The organism is Kosakonia sp., from assembly GCF_032052965.1.
Taxonomy (GTDB): domain Bacteria; phylum Pseudomonadota; class Gammaproteobacteria; order Enterobacterales; family Enterobacteriaceae; genus Kosakonia.
In genome coordinates, this window is record NZ_DAMBVN010000020.1 from 17643 (window position 1) to 35444 (window position 17802).

The following is a 17802-nucleotide window of genomic DNA, read 5'->3' on the forward strand; positions in this document are numbered from 1 at the left end:
TAACACTCTCCTTCTGGCATCATTAATCGCCTGCGTGTTACATTTTGGTGACAATTCATCCACGCTGGCTGCTATGACCCTTTCTGTTTTCTGTATTTTGTTGTTCGCCGCCCTGCTGCACGCCAGCTGGAATGCCATTGTCAAAGCAGGCAGCGACAAGCTCTATTCCGCCATCGCCGTAAGTGGCTCGGCGTCTTTCATTGCGCTGGTTTTACTGCCTTTTTCTCCACAACCAGACCTTGCCAGTGCGCCTTATCTCGCCGCAAGTTGCGTATTGCAGGTGGTTTACACCGTACTGGTGGCGAAAACTTACCAGGTATCAGACATGAGCCAGACCTACCCGCTGATGCGCGGTACCGCCCCCTTACTCGTGGCGCTGATAAGCGTGCTGATACTGGGCGATTCGCTCTCCGTCACCGCCTGGGTTGGTATTGCCGTAGTGTGCCTGTCGATACTCGGTATGGCGTTTAATGGCCGTAGCCAGCCAGGAAAAGGCATCTGGCTGGCGCTGCTTAATTCCTGTTTCATTGCCGGGTACACACTGGTGGATGGTACTGGCGTGCGTCTGGCGGGAAGTGCACTGGGCTACTCGCTGTGGACCTTTTTTCTTAACGGTTTTTGCCTGCTGGCCTGGGCAATGCTGGCACGTCGGCAGGAAGTCTCACGTTATCTGGTCGCTAACTGGAAAAGGGGCCTGCCAGGCGGCATTGGTACCATGGGTTCTTATGGTCTGGCACTGTGGGCAATGACCCAGGCTCCCCTGGCGGTGGTTGCAGCACTGCGAGAAACCTCCATCCTGTTCGGCGCCTTTATCGCTTTTATCTTACTCAAAGAAAAAATTTCTGGCCTGCGGATTGCCGCGGCGTTTGGCATTGCCGCAGGCGCCATTTTGTTGCGCCTGTCCTGATGCAAACTGGCAACAAAAGTTGCCGAAAATCGTTTACAAATCCTGCCTGGCGTCGCCCCTTCATCGCTGCCCCGCATAGTGGTTCTGTCATCTTCCTGTGGTAGATTCCTCTCGCATTAAGGCTGTATCACAGCAACATATTCTTTAATTTCCCATTTTCTAAAAGTAATCAGCGAAATGAAAAGGCAGAGAAACGTCAATTTGTTATTGATGCTGGTGCTCCTGGTCGCCGTCGGGCAGATGGCACAAACCATTTATATTCCGGCAATCGCCGATATGGCGCGCGATTTGAATGTGCGTGAAGGCGCGGTGCAAAGCGTGATGGCGGCGTACCTGTTGACCTATGGCGTGTCGCAGCTGTTTTACGGCCCACTGGCGGACAGGGTTGGCCGGCGCCCGGTGATCCTCGTCGGGATGAGCATTTTTATGCTGGCGACACTTATTGCCATCACCACGCATAGCCTGACCATTCTGATCCTTGCCAGCGCGCTACAGGGCGTGGGTACCGGGGTTGGCGGCGTGATGGCAAGAACTCTCCCGCGTGATCTCTACGCCGGTACGGAATTGCGGCATGCTAACAGTCTGCTGAATATGGGCATCCTGGTCAGCCCGTTGCTGGCACCCTTGATTGGCGGTGTATTGAATACGCTGGTGAACTGGCGCGCCTGTTTTATCTTTTTGCTGGCGCTGTGCATGCTGGTGACCTGGAGTATGGCCCGCTGGATGCCAGAAACCCGACCGGTGACAGCCACCCGAATGCGACTGTCAGAGAGCTATAAAACCCTGTTTAGTCATGGCGCATTTACCTGCTATTTGCTGATGTTGATCGGCGGCCTGGCTGGGATTGCAGTGTTTGAAGCCAGCTCCGGCGTGCTGATGGGTGGGGTGCTCGGTCTTAACAGCATAACGGTGAGCATTCTGTTTATTTTGCCAATCCCGGCGGCGTTCTTCGGCGCATGGTTTGCCGGCCGGCAGAACAAGCGTTTTTCAATACTGATGTGGCAGTCGGTGCTCAGTTGCCTGGCGGCCGGGGTGATGATGTGGGTGCCAGGCTGGTTCGGGGTGATGACAATCTGGACGCTACTGGTGCCCGCCGCACTGTTCTTTTTCGGTGCCGGTATGTTGTTCCCCCTGGCCACCAGCGGCGCGATGGAACCTTTCCCGTTCCTGGCCGGGACGGCTGGCGCGCTGGTCGGCGGTTTACAAAATATCGGTTCCGGCGGTCTGGCCTGGCTGTCGGCGCAACTGCCGCAAAATGGCCAGTTTAGCCTTGGGATGCTGATGACGCTGGCGGGGCTTTTGATTCTGCTGTGCTGGTTGCCGCTGGCGTCGCGCTCTGCCCACCACGAACAGGCGATTTAACCTCATGATGGCCCGACTTCGCGTCGGGCTTTTCACATTCCGGGGCGATCATCACCTTCAGTAATGGCTCCGGCGCAGGTCGCCAGGCCCCCTCTTCACCATCATAAAATTGCGTGTCGGCATTAATGGCATAAGGGATTTTCGCTTTATTAAGCTCACACGCCATAAAACTGGCGAACGCCATTTGCGACTCGGTCGGCATACTTTTCATTGACTCGCCCACCGCCCAGCCGCCTACCCAGCTGGTATGCCCCGTTTTCTGCTGCCAGTGCAGCGCCTGGTTAATGCGCCCGCGGATCGCGGCTTTCTCAGCCGCTGTACCGGAGGTCCAGGGATATTTGCCGTTATTTTTCAGCGGCCCCCACGGGAAAATATGCCACTCCGCCAGCAGGTAATTCTGGCTATGTGCTGGCAACTTCAGGGAGGGGAGATCTTCCGGTGCCGCACGCATGCGCGGCGCGATAAAAATCATGCGTTGCGGATCGATATCGTGCAGGTTTTTAACGATTTTTTCATATACCCGGTTCAGCGCAGGCAAATCATGATTGAGCTTATCGGCAGGCTCATAAATCACATCAAAGCCCAGCATGGGGTGTTCAGTACCAAAAAAGGTGGCGACTGTATTCCACCAGGCCACCAGTTGCGCTTCATTTTTTGCGTCCGGATCGGCTTTAAAACTGTCGGCCTGGTAGGCTATCACCGGGATCACGCCGTACTCTTCGCAGGCTTCCACCAGCTTACGCAAATGGATCAACCGCGCTTCGGTCATCGGGTCGGCAACACGGATGCGCACATGGCGTATACCGGCATTATAAAAGTCACGCACAATCAGCGGATCGAATTCACGGATCCCCCGCTCGGTACGCGCCCAGTCAACATCCATCCCCACCCCCAACTGCTGCGCGTAACGCGCCGCCGTGAGCGGGGTTTCAGCAGCAAACGCAGGGGTTGCCGCCAGCAACATAACAACAGCAATCAGTGGCTTTAACACAGTTGACCTTGCGAAAATCAGGGGCGAATACATGTATTTATCATGCTTTGACGTACCAGGTGTAGCGCCAAAGCGTAATAAATTCTCAATCCTTCTCCACACTTGCACAGACGGCGTATTCCTGTTTTCTTTACTCATCCTTTCCTGACGATAAGCCAAAGATGAATAACGCCGATATCCAAAAACTCGTCCAGCAATTTCCGCTGGTTCAGCAACTCATCGACCTGCAGGAAACGCAGTGGTTTAACCCTAATACTACCTCGCTTGCACATGCATTGCCGCATGTTGGCCTGACAAAAGAGGATGTGAGCGACGCCCATGCCCGCCTTGCCCGTTTTGCGCCGTTTCTGGCGCAGGCCTTCCCGGAAACAGCCGCTCGCAACGGCATTATAGAATCAGATGTGGTACCAATTCCGGCGATGCAGCGTCGCCTGGGGCTTCAACATGGCGGCGAGTTGTGGTTAAAAAAAGACAGCCATCTGCCTGTTTCTGGCTCCATTAAGGCGCGCGGCGGCATCTATGAAGTGCTGACCCATGCGGAGAAGCTGGCTTTTTCCGCCAACTTACTCAGCCCGCACGACGATTACAGTAAAGTGTTATCCGCCGAATTTACCCACTTCTTCAGCCAGTACAGTATTGCCGTCGGCTCTACCGGCAATCTCGGTTTATCGATTGGTATTATCGGCGCACGTCTCGGCTTTAACGTCACGGTGCACATGTCTGCCGACGCCAGGGCCTGGAAGAAGGCGAAACTCCGTAGCCATGGCGTGAAAGTGGTGGAGTATGCCGACGATTACGGCGTCGCCGTCGAACAAGGTCGTCGCGCTGCTGAAAACGATGCCAGATGTTTTTTTATCGACGACGAAAACTCGCGCACGCTCTTTTTAGGCTATGCCGTTGCCGGGCAACGACTAAAAGATCAGTTTACCCGGCTGGGTAAGGTCGTTGATAACGCACACCCGCTATTTGTCTATCTGCCCTGCGGCGTTGGTGGCGGGCCGGGAGGGGTGGCATTTGGCCTGAAACTGGCCTTTGGCGATCATGTTCACTGTATTTTCGCGGAACCCACCCACTCGCCTTGCATGCTGCTGGGAGTGCATACCGGTTTACATGACAGGATTGCCGTTCAGGATGTGGGGATAGATAACCAGACCGCGGCAGATGGGCTGGCTGTTGGTCGCGCGTCCGGTTTTGTTGGCCGGGCGATGGAGCGTCTGCTCGACGGGTTCTACACCGTTGACGACTGCACGCTCTACACTCTGTTAGGCTGGCTGGCGCAGGAAGAGAACATTCTGCTGGAGCCGTCGGCGCTGGCCGGTATGGCAGGGCCACAGCGCATTTGTGCGGATCACCATTATCATCGGTTACAGGGATTCACGACGACGCAACTGGCCCAGGCAACCCATCTGGTGTGGGCCACCGGCGGCGGGATGGTGCCCGCTAACGAGATGGCGCAGTATCTGGCCAAAGCGCAATAATTCAGCCGCGCTCGCGCAAAATCGCCATCAATTCCATTGGCGAGCGCCGCTGGTTTAGCAAATCGCGCATTACGCGCATATAAGGCGCGGAGTGGCTGAAAAAGCGATAATACCCCGCACACAGGGCGCTTTTATGCTGCATGAAACGGTGTTGCGGGCAATCACCACCGCATAACCGCAGCACATCACAATGGCGGCATTCATCGCTTAGTGTGTTTTTTTTTCGCTGCCTGAAAGCGAAAGCGTTGTCGTCTGTGTTTAGCGAGTGAATCGGGCTTTGGTAGAGATGACCAGGGCGGTAGTCGGTACCGGGATCGCGATCGCACGGGTACACATCGCCGTCAGCATCCACCGTCAAAATATGCTCACAGGTTTCGTCGAAACTACATAGCGGCGAAGCCGCGCCGCGCCATACGCTGAGCGTTGATTCAAACAGCTGAATGTTCACCCGGCCAATATCTTCCCGCGCCCAGCAATCAAACACCGTAGTGAGGAAATGCCCCCATGCTTCCGCGCTTACGGACGCTGGAGTCAGGTTTCCGTCTGCATCCTGTTCAACACAGGGAATGAACTGCAAAAACGGCGTACCGAGCGCGCGCAAATAGCGATACAGATGCAACGGCTGCTGACTATTAAGGTTATTCACCGCGCAGTGCAAACTGAACACAATCCGATGTTTTCTCAGCGTTTCAATCGCATTTATTACCTCTGTATGCGCGGATTTACCGCAGCAGTCAGCATCACCCCACGCGTTAGCCGTGATCTCTACCTGCCAGTCCTGTTCATGGAATAATCTGCACCAGGCGTCATTCAGGTGAATGCCGCTGGTTTGAAAGACATTTTCTATGCATCTGCCATTGGCATACAGTGCTTGCAAAGCCGCAACACGGTGGAAAAAGTCCAGCCCGCAGAGGGTTGGCTCTTCACCCTGCCAGACGAATGACATCACGGCATCCGTAGGTTGCGCCGCAAACTGCTGGCGGATAAACGCCTCCAGCGTAGCGCCATCCATAATATGTTGGGTGATACCGTCACAGCAGTGAAGATGGCAGCGCGTGCTGACAGGCCTGACCATAACGTGGCAGCCTTGCATGACTTATTCCTCAGAGAAATAAAAGTAACTGACGTATATGCGTTACAGCAAACAGCAAGGCGAGTAAAAGCACCGCGAGAGAGATCAATAATTTGTCACGAATGGCACCAGGTAAGACGAAATCACTGTTATTCACATCCATTAAGATGCGTTTGTGTGTGTAACGCCAGAGCATCGCCGCAACCAGCGCCAGCACAGCAATCGAAATCCAGAACGGCATGCCCGACTGCTGCCAGTTGTGCTTCACCGCCAGCGCCATCAGCGCACCGTAGCCAAAGAGCGTGCGTAACCAGGCCAGCGAAGTACGCTCAGGCTGTAAACCGGGATCGGTTTCACGGCGCGTTTTGCGGTTATCCGGCATAAAACACCAGCACCATTACCACCAACGCCACGGTCAGTAACGCGACGCTGATAACCAGCAACGCACGGGTATAGGGAAGATCTTGTTTCAGGCGCATGGCTTTTTCATTACGCAGCCAGCGCATATAACCATATAACGCCAGCGCCCCGGAAAAGAGGCACAGTAATAACGCCAGCACTTCGCGGATCAGCGGCGTGGCAAATTGTGGTGCAAGCTGATCCAGCCCGACGCCTGCCGCCAGAAACCCCAGAGCTGTACGGATCCATGCCAGAAAGGTGCGCTCATTCGCCAGCGAGAAACGGTAATCCGGGGCTTCACCGACGCGGGAAAGTTTCATGGATGCTCCTTGTTAGAGGTCTGGTCAACAAGGTAGCGGATACGCTGTTTTTTTTCGACCCGTTTACACGAAGAACCGACACCTGACGATGCCGGTTATGCGGATCACTGCAGTTCTGGCCAGTAAGCTTTATTCGCTGCGACCAAATCATCCAGAATGGCTTTAGCGACCGACGCGCTGGGCACCGTTTTCGACAGCGTGATGGCCTGCCACAGCTTCTGATAAGAGCGCTGTTCCCAGGCATCGACCACCAGTTTTTCAACCGCTACCTGCTGGCTCATCAACCCTTTCTGGAAATGCGGGATATCGCCCACCGTCAGCGGCTCCGGGCCGTTTTTGCCGACGAGACACGGGATTTCAACCATCGCATCGGCATCGAAGTTATGGATAGCGCCGTTATTGGGCACAATCAGCAACATCCGCTCCTGGGTGTTAAACGCGATAGCAGTTGCCAGATCAACAATATACGACGCATGTTCGTCGATTTCTAAATCGCCCGCAGAAGATTTCCCCGCAGAAATAATGGCTCGGCAGGCACCAAAAACCTGTTTTTCACGGTGATCCATCACCTCATTGGCCCGGGTACGCTCGGGGTTCGAGTGCGCTACCACATAGTCCGGGAAAAAATAATACTTCAGATAGGTGTTCGGCATGGTGTCCGGATCCAGCGCCTGAACATCTTTGGCTTTGGCGAAGGTATCATTCCAGCTGGCTTCCGTATGCTCATCGTTTGCAGGTGGAACATAGCCATTTTTCGCCACATATTCGCGCAACTTCGGCATCAGATCGTTCCCCTCCAGATCTTCAATCGAGGTCCACCAGCCAAAGTGGTTCAGCCCGTAATAACGCACACGCATCTGTTTGCGGTTTTTCAGGCCGACAATCTGTGCCATACGCCCTTCAATCCCAATCGGCATATCACAAATGTTGAGAATTTTGGCCTGCGGACGCAAACGGCGTGTCGCTTCTGCCACGATGGCAGCCGGGTTGGAGTAGTTGAGCATCCATGCGTTCGGCGAATACTGCTGCATATAATCGACCAGTTCCAGCACGCCGCCAATGGAGCGCATACCGTAAGCAATGCCGCCAGGGCCGCATGTTTCCTGCCCCACGACGCCGTGACGTAACGGGATTTTTTCATCCTGTTCGCGCATCGGGTATTTGCCCACGCGGATATGCGCCATCACAAAATCCACATCACTAAAAGCGGCTTTTGGGTCAGTGGTGTAACTAAAATCGATGTCCGGAGCCTGCTCCTGCAGAATGATTTTACAGGCTTCAGCAATGGTTTCCTGGCGGGCGCCATCGTTGTCATAAAACTTGAGCGCACGCAGCGGGAAGCGATCGCGGTTGGCCAGTAGCATCAGCACAATTCCGGGCGTAAAGGTGCTGCCGCCGCCTGCAATAACCACAGAGAATTTTTTCATGAGACTGCCTCCGACATAGGGGATGGTTCGTTGGTTAAAGGGGTTTTCATCAAGACTTCAAGCTGCTCGCGCACTTGCGGTACGTGCAGGCCAACAATGACCTGGATAGCATTGCCGCGCCGCACCACGCCGTGGGCGCCCAGCGTTTTGAAAACATCATCACTTTCGGTTTTCGCCATCTCGACCAGCGTGATGCGTAAGCGGGTTGCGCAGTTATTAATGCTGGCGATATTCGTCGCGCCACCAAGCGCCTGCAGGAAGCCCAGCGCCTGACTCAGTGGCGCACCAGCCGTTGCCGGGTTTTGCCCGCGGGCAGCTTTGTAATCGGCTTTGCTGTAGAGCTTCACTTCACTCTCTTCCCGACCAGGCGTTTTCAGCTTGAAGTGCACGATCAGGGTGCGGAACACCACGAAATAGAGCGCGGTAAAACAAAGCCCAATACCAATCTGTGTGAAGACCATCGCCGCATGGTTGTGGAACATAGGGATCCAGTTCTGTGGCAGGAACTGGTCGAGCAGACCGCCGCCCATATTGCCCACCACGCCAAAGCTGTACATCACCGTCGCCATGCTGGCGGCCAGCACTGCGTGTACCGCAAACAGCAGCGGAGAGATAAACAGGAAGGTAAACTCCAGCGGCTCAGTAATGCCCACCAACACAGCCGTGAGGGTAGCGGGGATCAGTAACCCGGCGACTTTGACGCGATTTTCCGGCGCGGCGGTGTACCACAATGCCAGCGCAATACCGACGGAACCGAACACTTTAGAATTGCCGTGCAGGGCAAAACCGCCCTCCGGGAACAGGGTTTTCAGCGCCTCGGTACTCTGGCTGAATTCGTGTAGATGCTGCGCCCAGTACACCTGAATACCGCCTTCCACTGCCGCCGGACCAAAGATAAACGGCCCGTAGACGAAATGGTGCAACCCGGTGGGGATCAGAATGCGTTCAAGGAAGGTATACACCCAGACACCCAGCGCACCTGCTGAGCGCAAAAAGGCTTGCAGGGATTCAATCCCCAACTGCACTTTTGGCCAGCCAAGCAGCGTTAGCCATGCGCAAGGGATCATCACCAGAAAGGCGATAATCACTACAAACGAGGTGCCCTGAAAAATGCCAAGAAAGACCGGTAACGGTTTATCAAAGTAGCGGTTATGGATTGCCGTCACGATACCGGAAATGGCTATCGCGCCGATAATACTGGTATCGAGCGTTTTAATCCCGGCAATCAGCGTTAACCCGCTACCGGCCACGGGATCGGCGGCAAAGTCGACACCAAAAAAATGCCCCCAGGTCATGCCCATGGCATTAATAAAATAATTCCAGGTCAGAAAGCTAATCAGCACGGCCAGACAGGCGCGTCCCTGAGCCTGTTTAGCCAGACCAATCGGCAAACCGACAGCGAAAATCAGCGGCATATTGCGGAACACCGCCCAGCCGCCCTCTTCAATGATATGGACGATCTGGGCGAAAAGGCTGTCGGGTGTCGTTAGCGCTTCGCCGACGAACAGCGGGTTGCGCAGCATAATGGCGATTCCAACCACCATACCGGCAAAAGGGAACAGCAGCACCGGGGTAAACATGGCGCCGCCAAAACGTTGTATTTGACTGAGCATTTTGAAATCCTCATGTAACAACCTGTAGGGGGTAAAGGCCTTGTTATGTTTTGTTGGCCTGAATTGAGGATAAGAATTTGCTTCCCTACGGGCAGGATGCGCCGCTGCGATCCGTGATAGCCTTCATGGTTTTATTTTCCCTGCTGATGTCTACTTTCATCACAAAACATAGACATCTCAAAACGGCTCCTGCGGCTTAACGGGGATAAAGAGGTCTAGCAGTGATCTACAAATCCATTGCTGAACGGTTACGTCTGCGGCTCAATTCATCCGATTACAACGTAGGTAGTCCGCTGCCCGGTGAGAAAACGCTGGCGCAGGAGTTTGGCGTCGCGCGGATGACCGTCCGCAAAGCCATTGATCTGTTGGTCGAGTGGGGGCTGGTGATACGCCGACACGGCAGCGGAACATTTGTGGCGCGCAAAGATGTTCACCATGAAACCACTAACCTCACCGGGCTGGTAGAAGTGCTGCGTCAGCAGGGCAAAGAGGTGTACAGCCAGGTGCTGCAGTTCGAAGTGATGCCCGCGCCCCCGGCGATTGCCAGCCAGTTACGCATCCAGGTGAATGAGCGGATCTACTTTTCGCGACGGGTACGTTATGTAGAGGGAAAACCGCTAATGCTGGAAGACAGTTATATGCCCTTGAAGTTGTTTCGCAACCTTTCTCTGGCACACCTGGAAGGGTCGAAATTCGATTACATCGAGAAAGAGTGCGGCATAACGATCAGCGGCAACTATGAAAGCCTGACTCCCGTACTGGCGGATAAGCAACTGGCGGGCGTGTTAAACCTTGAAGAACAGACACCGCTGCTGCGTATTACCTCACTCTCCTACAGCGACAGCGGTGAATTTCTGAATTATTCAGTGATGTATCGCAACACCCGCGATTACCAGGTGGATTACCACCTGCGGCGCATCCATCAACAAGTACCGTTACCCCATTCCCCAGAAGATCACCGCCAGTAGTTGTGGTGTGATAATGCGCAGGAACATCACCAGCGGGTAAACGGTCGCATAGGAAAGTGCGGCTGCGCCGCTGGTGGCGTGCAGACCGTTAGCGAACGCCAGTGCCGGGGGATCGGTCATTGACCCCGCCAGCATGCCGCATAGCGTCAGGTAGTTCATTTTCGCTACCATTCGCGCCACGATACCGACCGTTATCAGTGGCACCGCAGTAATAAAGATGCCGTAACACATCCAGTTAACCCCGTCACCGTGCGTCAGGGTGGCGATAAAGTCACCGCCGGATTTCAGCCCCACCACCGCCAAAAACAGCACAATACCCAGTTCGCGCAGCGCCAGGTTAGCGCTCGGCGGCATAAACCAGTACAGCTTGCCGATACTGCCGATTCGCCCGAGGATCAGTGCCGTGATCAGCGGCCCCCCGGCCAGCCCCAGCTTCAGCGCAACCGGAAACCCCGGCACAAAAAGTGGTATCGAACCGAGCAACACCCCGAGGCCAATGCCGATAAACACGGGCAGCATCTGCACCTGTTGTAGCTTGTGCTGGGCGTTGCCGACTTCATTGGCGACCGCTTCTATCGCCACTGGCCGACCAACCAGATTGAGAATGTCGCCGAATTGCAGGCTCGCATCGCTGCTCGCCACCAGTTCCACCCCGGCTCGGTTGAGCCTGGAGATCACCACGTCATAACGCTCTTTAAAGTGTAAGTCGCGGATTTTCTTGCCTAATACCTTCTCGTTCGTCACCACCACACGTTCTACGCGCAAATCCGTGCCGCGTGTCGACAGCGAGGTATCGACCTCCTGACCGATCACAAGCTGGGCACTATGCAGATCCGCCGGCAACCCAACCAGATGCAATAAATCCCCCGCCTGGATAAGCGTGCCAGGGGACGGTACCATCAGCAAATCGCCGCGTTTAAGCCGCGAGCAGATGATTTTATCGCTGTTAAGGATCGGCACATCCTGGATCGCCATATTGTTAAGGTTCGGGTTTTCAACGCGAATATTAATGGTGCGGATAAGCGATATGCCGCTACTTAAGGTGGAATCCTGCCGACGCGCTTCCTCATCGACGTTGACGCGAAACAGCACGCGTAACAACCACATCGTCAGCAAAATACCGCAAATGCCAAACGGGTAGGCCATCGCATAGCTCATCCCCATTTGATCAACCACCCCGCCTGAGATGCCCAAATCACGCAGGATCTGCTGCCCGGCCCCTAATGCCGGAGTATTGGTCACCGCACCGGAGAAAATCCCCAGGATCACCGGTAGCGGAATAGCAAACAGTTTATGCAGAATCGCGGTGACCAGACCGCCAAGGAGAACAATCAGAATCGCGAACAGATTGAGCCGAAGCCCCGACACGCGAAGGGAAGCAAAGAAACCGGGGCCAACCTGGATCCCAATGGTATAGACGAAGAGGATCAGGCCAAACTCCTGGACGAAATGCAGCATGGGACTGCTTAATGAAATGCCGGCCTGGTCGACGAAATGGCCGACGATAATCCCGCCGAACAGCACCCCGCCAATGCCGAACCCGACACCGCGTATTTTCACATTGCCAATCCATAACCCGACAACCGCTACCAGCGCCAGCACGCTTACCGTTAAGGCAATATCACTCATGAACGTTTCCCTCACATGATGACTATGACGATTCTGGCAGAGCGTGGCTGGGTTGTATGGGTGATGGCGCACAAAGTGCGTGGCTTTCTCTGCCTCGACATGTGGCGAACACTGCACCATTTCAGGGGGTCTGAACCGAATTAAAGCACCCAATATACGGTTTGAGGGTCCCGAAAACCCTACGCAGGCTAAGCATTGCCATTATGGCAACCGCAACAAAGGGTTATGGCATAGTTAATGCAAAAGCTCAGTTTTGTTAAAAAACGGGGTGATGGCATGACGAACACAACATTGACCAACGTAGTGGTGGCCAGCCAGAAAAAGTGGACCCAGTTAGCACTGGGCTTGCTGTGTATGGTATCCATCTCCAGCCCACAGTATGTCTGGGCGCTGTTTACGCGTCCCTTTATGGAGAAGCTAAACGTCCCGCTGGCGGAGATACAACTGACCTTTTCACTGCTGATCATTTTGCAGACCTTCTTCTCGCCCTTCCAGGGGCGGCTGATTGATAAATTTGGCCCGCGCCGGTTGATAGCGATCGGCACCGTGCTGAGCGGTGCAAGCTGGATGCTAACGGCCACAATGAGCAGCCTGACCCAACTTTATCTCTATTACGGCGTGCTGGGCGGCCTTGGCACCGGGATTGTCTATGTTGGCGTGGTGGGCCTGATGGTACGCTGGTTCCCCGAAAAACGCGGGTTTGCCACAGGGATGGTGGCGGCGGGCTACGGGATGGGTGCGATCCTGACCACCTTCCCGGTTACACAGGCGCTGGCGACTCAAGGGCTGGAAAATACGCTGTGGCAATTCGGGTTAATCATGGCGGTCATCGGCTTTATCGCCAGCCAGGGGTTGCGCGCACCGCTAACAGTCAGCTTCCCGGAAATGAACAGCCCTTTAGCGATGAGTAATAAAAGTTTCAGCCCACGGCAAATGCTGCGCAAGCCCCTTTTCTGGCTGATGTTTGTAATGATGACTATGATGTCCACATCTGGCCTGATGGTCACATCGCAAATGGCGATTTTTGCCGGAGATTTTGGCATCACCTCGGTCACGGTGCTGGGCATGGCGGCACTGCCGCTGGCGATGACCATTGACCGTTTTATGAATGGCCTGACGCGCCCGGTTTGCGGTTTTATCTCTGACCGTATTGGTCGCGAGAACATGATGTTTATCGCGTTTGGTCTTGAAGGCTGTGCCATGGCGCTATGGCTGATGTGCAAAGACGATCCGCTGCTGTTTGTGCTGCTTTCCGGGGTGGTCTTTTTCGGCTGGGGGGAGATTTTTTCACTGTTCCCCGCGACGCTGACTGATACCTTCGGCACCGGGCACGCAACGGCAAATTATGGCTGGCTCTATATTTCGCAAGGGATTGGTTCTATTTTTGGCGGCCCGCTCGCTGCGCTGATGTATCAACATAGCGGAAGCTGGAGCCTGGTATTTGGCTGCGCCATTACGCTGGATATTGTTTGCGCGCTGCTGGCGTTGTTTGTGCTCAAACCCTGGCGCCACCGTTTTTTACAAACGGTACGAGCATAAAAAAAGCGCCGACATGCGGCGCTTTTTCTTATTACCCTTTAGCTGTTTAGCGCCGGGCGATTGCTGATCGCTATACGCTGCGGTTCGGCGCTTTCCGGTACGTTGCGCAGTAAATCAATGTGCAGCAGACCATTGCTGAAGGTCGCGCCGGACACTTCCATAAAGTCCGCCAACGTAAAGCTCAGGCTAAACGGCTGGATCACTAACCCCTGATGAAGCCACTTCGGTTCATTGGCGGGTTTCTCCGGGTTGCCTTTAATGGTCAGACGACCATTCTCCAGCTGGATATCCAGCTCTTGCTGACGGAACCCCGCCAGCGCAAGAGTAATGCGGTAATGATTTTCATCGCCCTTTTCAATGTTATAAGGCGGGAATGTCTGTTGTTCAGTGGTGCTTTGCAGGGCATTGGCCAATTTGTCAAAACCGATCCACTGACGCAGCAGGGGGGATAAATCATAATTACGCATTGTGTTTCTCCTTCAAAGAAGCGAGTGAATACCTGCGAGCTCACGGCTCACATATGCTCCCTGACGGCGAGCATGTTCGGGATGGGCCGCCAGCAGCGACCCGGGATAATTAGTTGATTTCGATACGACGCGGTTTTTTCTCTTCCGGGATCACGCGTTCCAGTTCGACATACAGCAGGCCATCGACCAGGTTAGCGCCCTGGACATGAATGTTTTCCGCCAGCTGGAATTTACGCTCGAAGTTACGTTCCGCGATGCCCTGGTAGAGATAGGTGCGTTCTTTTTGCTCGGTAGCGTGGGAGCCTTTCACCACCAGCAGGTTATCCTGTGCGGTGATCTCCAGTTCGCTTTCAGCGAAACCAGCCACAGCAATCGCGATGCGGTAGTGGTTTTCATCCACTAACTCAACGTTGTACGGAGGGTAGCCGCCATTACTCTGGCTTTGATTATTTTCCAGCAGGTTAAAGAGGCGGTCAAAACCAATAGCAGAACGATAAAGCGGAGAAAGATCGAAGTTACGCATACATAAAGCTCCTGAAATCAGCGAGATTGTTAATAACCTTCCATAATGGACAGGCCGGGTCGAACACGTTAGCCAACACCCTTACGGCGTGTTATCCGGCTGTATTCTTAAAATGTGGCTGGCAAGTCTCTTTTCAAGGGTATCGGCCAGAGTTTTTTTTGCACTTTCTGCAGCAAGGCATAGACTGGGATCACAGCACAAATGGTTAAAGTGCGAATGCCGCCACAGAGCGGAGCCAGAACGCTGTCCCTTTCCTGTAAGGAAAGCTATAAACCCGGAAACAGTGTTCACACTGCATATAACGATGATCAGTCAATGATGAAAAATACTCTGGTAGTTTTTGCGATTTTAAGCGGAATGATGTTGTCGGGGTGCTCAAGCGTGATGTCTCATACCGGCGGCAAAGAGGGGGTTTACCCGGGTACGCGCGCAAGCTCGACCATGCTGTCCGACGATGATACCGGCATCGGCATGAAGTCGCTGGTGGTACTGGATATGCCTTTCACCGCCGTTGTAGACACCTTGCTGCTGCCGTGGGATCTGTTCCGCCGCGACAACTCCATCAAGTCACGCGTGGAAAAGAGCGAGCAGGCTAATTTTGCGACTAACGCTGTTATCCCGCCCGCACCAATGCCCGTGCAGTAACTTAGAACCCGGTTTCCGTCACCCATAACTGGCGGAAACCTTCAACCTCCTCCATCCAGGCAAGGTGTTTCCCGTCCGGCGAAAAGACCACGGCATCCGCCGAAGGCGGATTTTCATGATCGGCAGTCAAAAAGGTGATGTCCCCCCGCTGCGCGTCGCAAAGGGCAATACGATTTTCCAGCACAAACCCTAACGCATTGCCTGAAGGGTGCCAGTTAAACGCTGACTGGATGCCGCCAGCTGTTTGCGTTAACTGGCGCGGCTCGCCGCCGTCCGGGCTGATAAGCCACAGTTGGACAATGCCGTGGTCATCGCGCATCAGGAAAGCAATCTCCGTACCCTGCGGATTACCGCGAACCCAGTGACGCGGCGTATTGACCAGCCCCGGATAGCGCCGGGAGTGGGTAAACGTCAGGCGTTGTTGCGCCACACCCAGAGGTGGGGCAGGCAGCGTGTCAGGCGAGCCTTGCAGCGGCGCTGCGCCAGCGGTTTTCCAGCCTTGCTCGTCTGCCGGTAGCGCAACAATAAACAATTCAGGGACTTTTTCGCCGCGAAGCGACAGCGTGTCGCCAATAAAAGCCAGGCGCTGATTGCCCACCCAGCCCTCTTCGTAAGCACGATTAATCTCATCGCTCCCCGGCACAGGGGTGGGCGTGGTGCAACTGACCAGCACACTCCAGTGGCTCCCACCATATTCACGGGCATGCGAACCGGGCGGCGTGACCGGGCCAAAAGGTGTAGCTACGCCTACATTACGCTGATCCCGCGTCGGGGATAATTCATGCATCACATGGTCGTTATAAGTAAAGCTAACAAACTGGCCATTCGGGCTGTAGACATGCACATGCGTACCGCCACGCAACGCCCCCGCTGTATAAGGCACGGTGATGTCCATGGCATCCAGGTTGTGTGTTTGCCCCGCTTCTGTGACAACCCCACGACGGTGGTGAAAATCATACTGCCAGCTGGCGTCCGGGTTTTCTGGCCCATGAATAAATACATATTTTTCCGCCTGCGGGTGCACCGTCACAACGCCAACATGCGCCCCCTGCAACGCGGTATATAGCACCTCCACCACACCGTTTTGCACATTAACCCGCTCGATAGTTTTACCGGTAAAGGACGCGCCAGAAGGCCGGACGTCAAACACCAGCCACTGGCTGTCCGCCGTCCAGCAGTTGATATTGGTCAGTTGATGATTGCGCGGGGCAAACGTGATCTGTTTCATGGAAGTACCCTGAAGCGATAATGGCGTTTCAGGGTATAGCAATGCGAGACGTTAGCCTACACCTCACTTCATGGTCACTTCACACACGCGTTTTAGCATCGCTTCGCTGACACAGGAGGAAGAGATGCAACATTTTGATGTAGCAATTATTGGTCTTGGCCCGGCAGGGGCGGCGCTGGCGCGGCAACTGGCAGGACATCTCAGTGTGATCGCGCTGGATAAAAAGCAGCGCAGCGGGGATAAGGGATTTAAAAAACCGTGTGGTGGTTTGCTGGCACCGGACGCTCAACGCTCGTTTATTCGTGCCGGCATTACGCTGCCGGTCCAGGTGATGGCCGATCCGCAAATTTTCAGCGTCCGCACGGTTGATGTGCAAAGTAACATCACGCGTAACTACCAGCGCAGTTACTTGAATATCGATCGCCACGCCTTCGACTTGTGGATGAAGTCGCTGATCCCGGCCTCTGTGACGGTGCACCACGATGCGCTGTGTCGCAAAATCTGGCGTGAAAGCGGGCTCTGGTATCTTGTTTTTTGTGTTGAAGGGGAAGAAACAACCGTCACCTGTCGTTATTTAATCGGTGCAGACGGTGCGAACTCCATGGTACGGCGGGTACTCTACCCTGAGCACGAGATCCGCAAGTATGTTGCGTTGCAGCAGTGGTTTAAAGAAAAGCATGACCGGCCTTTTTACGCCTGTGTTTTTGATAATGCGACCACCGACTGTTACGCGTGGAGCATCAGCAAAGATGGCTACTTTATTTTTGGCGGCGCGTTTGCGCTGAAGAACAGCCGCGAGTGTTTTGCCGCGCTGAAGACACGGCTGGAAAAGATGGATTTCCGTTTTGGCGACGTGGTGAAAAGCGAGAAATGTACGGTGTTGTGCCCGTCTCGCTGGGGCGATTTTGTGTGTGGAAAAGAGGATGCATTTCTGGTTGGCGAAGCGGCCGGTTTTATTAGCGCCAGTTCGCTGGAGGGCATTAGCTATGCGCTGGACAGCGCTGAAATTCTTAGCGAAATTCTGCGTTCAGCCCCTAAAAACGCGAACGCCGTCTACCATCGCAAAACCCTGGGTTTGCGGGTAAAACTGTGGGGGAAAATCATCAAAAACAAATGCCTGACGACACCATGGCTGCGTAAACTGATCATGCAAAGCGGTGTTGCGCATATTCCTCAGTCTCAAGAAAAACCGACTTCGGAGGCAAGGGCGTAATGCCCTTGCCAGTATCACGCA

Annotated in this window: 18 protein-coding genes; 8 read left to right on the top strand and 10 right to left on the bottom strand. The window is 54.5% G+C overall.

The genetic code is table 11. The features are described 5' to 3' along the window. Positions 1–73: 73 nt before the first annotated feature. Both RTX30_RS19125 and emrD read left to right on the top strand, forming a co-directional pair. A complete protein-coding gene (locus RTX30_RS19125) occupies positions 74–907 on the top strand; it encodes a DMT family transporter (protein ID WP_312691748.1) in 834 nt (277 codons plus the stop codon). Positions 908–1084: 177 nt separating this feature from the next. Beyond that, positions 1085–2269, top strand: a complete 1185-nt coding sequence (emrD, locus tag RTX30_RS19130; RefSeq protein ID WP_312691749.1) for a multidrug efflux MFS transporter EmrD — start codon at positions 1085–1087, stop codon at positions 2267–2269. Here the strand turns inward: emrD and RTX30_RS19135 are convergent. Further along, positions 2172–3260, bottom strand: a complete 1089-nt coding sequence (locus RTX30_RS19135; protein WP_312691750.1) for a cellulase family glycosylhydrolase — start codon at positions 3258–3260, stop codon at positions 2172–2174. The genes emrD and RTX30_RS19135 overlap by 98 nt on opposite strands. 161 nt (positions 3261–3421) lie before the next feature. Between RTX30_RS19135 and RTX30_RS19140 the strand changes: the two genes are divergently transcribed. Next, positions 3422–4738, top strand: coding sequence for a D-serine ammonia-lyase (locus RTX30_RS19140; protein WP_312691751.1), 1317 nt, complete (start codon positions 3422–3424; stop codon positions 4736–4738). Between the two features lies 1 nt (position 4739). Here the strand turns inward: RTX30_RS19140 and RTX30_RS19145 are convergent, their stop codons facing one another. The 5 genes from RTX30_RS19145 to RTX30_RS19165 all read right to left on the bottom strand — a co-directional run bounded on the left by RTX30_RS19145 (position 4740) and on the right by RTX30_RS19165 (position 9569). Next, complete coding sequence (locus RTX30_RS19145) at positions 4740–5831, bottom strand: SPASM domain-containing protein (RefSeq protein WP_312691752.1); 1092 nt, start codon at positions 5829–5831, stop codon at positions 4740–4742. A 10-nt stretch (positions 5832–5841) separates the two neighbouring features. Further along, positions 5842–6192: a DUF202 domain-containing protein gene (locus tag RTX30_RS19150; RefSeq protein ID WP_312691753.1), complete on the bottom strand. Its 351-nt coding sequence runs from the start codon at positions 6190–6192 to the stop codon at positions 5842–5844. Continuing rightward, on the bottom strand, positions 6182–6529 hold the full coding sequence (locus RTX30_RS19155; protein WP_312691754.1) for a YidH family protein: 348 nt from the start codon (positions 6527–6529) through the stop codon (positions 6182–6184). Before RTX30_RS19155 ends, RTX30_RS19150 begins: the two co-directional genes overlap by 11 nt. A 104-nt stretch (positions 6530–6633) precedes the next feature. Then, complete coding sequence (locus RTX30_RS19160; protein WP_312691755.1) at positions 6634–7956, bottom strand: 6-phospho-alpha-glucosidase; 1323 nt, start codon at positions 7954–7956, stop codon at positions 6634–6636. Then, a complete protein-coding gene (locus RTX30_RS19165) occupies positions 7953–9569 on the bottom strand; it encodes an alpha-glucoside-specific PTS transporter subunit IIBC (RefSeq protein ID WP_312691756.1) in 1617 nt (538 codons plus the stop codon). The genes RTX30_RS19160 and RTX30_RS19165 overlap by 4 nt, the downstream gene beginning before the upstream one ends. A gap of 221 nt (positions 9570–9790) precedes the next feature. Between RTX30_RS19165 and RTX30_RS19170 the strand changes: the two genes are divergently transcribed. Then, on the top strand, positions 9791–10537 hold the full coding sequence (locus RTX30_RS19170) for a GntR family transcriptional regulator (RefSeq protein ID WP_312691757.1): 747 nt from the start codon (positions 9791–9793) through the stop codon (positions 10535–10537). Here the strand turns inward: RTX30_RS19170 and RTX30_RS19175 are convergent. Beyond that, positions 10505–12166 carry a putative transporter gene (locus RTX30_RS19175; RefSeq protein ID WP_312691758.1) on the bottom strand — a complete coding sequence of 554 codons (1662 nt, stop codon included), beginning with the start codon at positions 12164–12166 and terminating at the stop codon, positions 10505–10507. The two genes, RTX30_RS19170 and RTX30_RS19175, sit on opposite strands and share 33 nt — an antisense overlap. 15 nt (positions 12167–12181) lie before the next feature. On the opposite strand from RTX30_RS19175, the gene RTX30_RS19180 reads away from it, so the two are divergent. Both RTX30_RS19180 and oxlT read left to right on the top strand, forming a co-directional pair. Beyond that, positions 12182–12310: a hypothetical protein gene (locus RTX30_RS19180; protein WP_312691759.1), complete on the top strand. Its 129-nt coding sequence runs from the start codon at positions 12182–12184 to the stop codon at positions 12308–12310. A 132-nt stretch (positions 12311–12442) separates the two neighbouring features. Continuing rightward, on the top strand, positions 12443–13705 hold the full coding sequence (gene oxlT, locus RTX30_RS19185; RefSeq protein WP_312691760.1) for an oxalate/formate MFS antiporter: 1263 nt from the start codon (positions 12443–12445) through the stop codon (positions 13703–13705). A 38-nt stretch (positions 13706–13743) separates the two neighbouring features. Here oxlT and ibpB read toward each other — a convergent pair whose 3' ends face one another. Then, the gene (gene ibpB, locus RTX30_RS19190) at positions 13744–14172 is read right to left on the bottom strand and encodes a small heat shock chaperone IbpB (RefSeq protein ID WP_312691761.1); all 429 of its coding nucleotides are present in this window, start codon (positions 14170–14172) and stop codon (positions 13744–13746) included. A 109-nt stretch (positions 14173–14281) separates the two neighbouring features. Continuing rightward, on the bottom strand, positions 14282–14695 hold the full coding sequence (gene ibpA / locus RTX30_RS19195; RefSeq protein ID WP_312691762.1) for a small heat shock chaperone IbpA: 414 nt from the start codon (positions 14693–14695) through the stop codon (positions 14282–14284). Between the two features lie 315 nt (positions 14696–15010). Between ibpA and RTX30_RS19200 the strand changes: the two genes are divergently transcribed. Then, a complete protein-coding gene (locus RTX30_RS19200) occupies positions 15011–15340 on the top strand; it encodes a YceK/YidQ family lipoprotein (protein WP_312691763.1) in 330 nt (109 codons plus the stop codon). 1 nt (position 15341) lies between these two features. Here RTX30_RS19200 and RTX30_RS19205 read toward each other — a convergent pair whose 3' ends face one another. Next, entirely contained in the window at positions 15342–16568 is a 1227-nt protein-coding gene (locus RTX30_RS19205) for a DUF3748 domain-containing protein (RefSeq protein ID WP_312691764.1), read from the bottom strand. A 124-nt stretch (positions 16569–16692) separates the two neighbouring features. Between RTX30_RS19205 and RTX30_RS19210 the strand changes: the two genes are divergently transcribed. Continuing rightward, the gene (locus tag RTX30_RS19210; protein WP_312691765.1) at positions 16693–17781 is read left to right on the top strand and encodes an FAD-binding protein; all 1089 of its coding nucleotides are present in this window, start codon (positions 16693–16695) and stop codon (positions 17779–17781) included. The last annotated feature ends 21 nt before the right edge of the window (positions 17782–17802 follow it).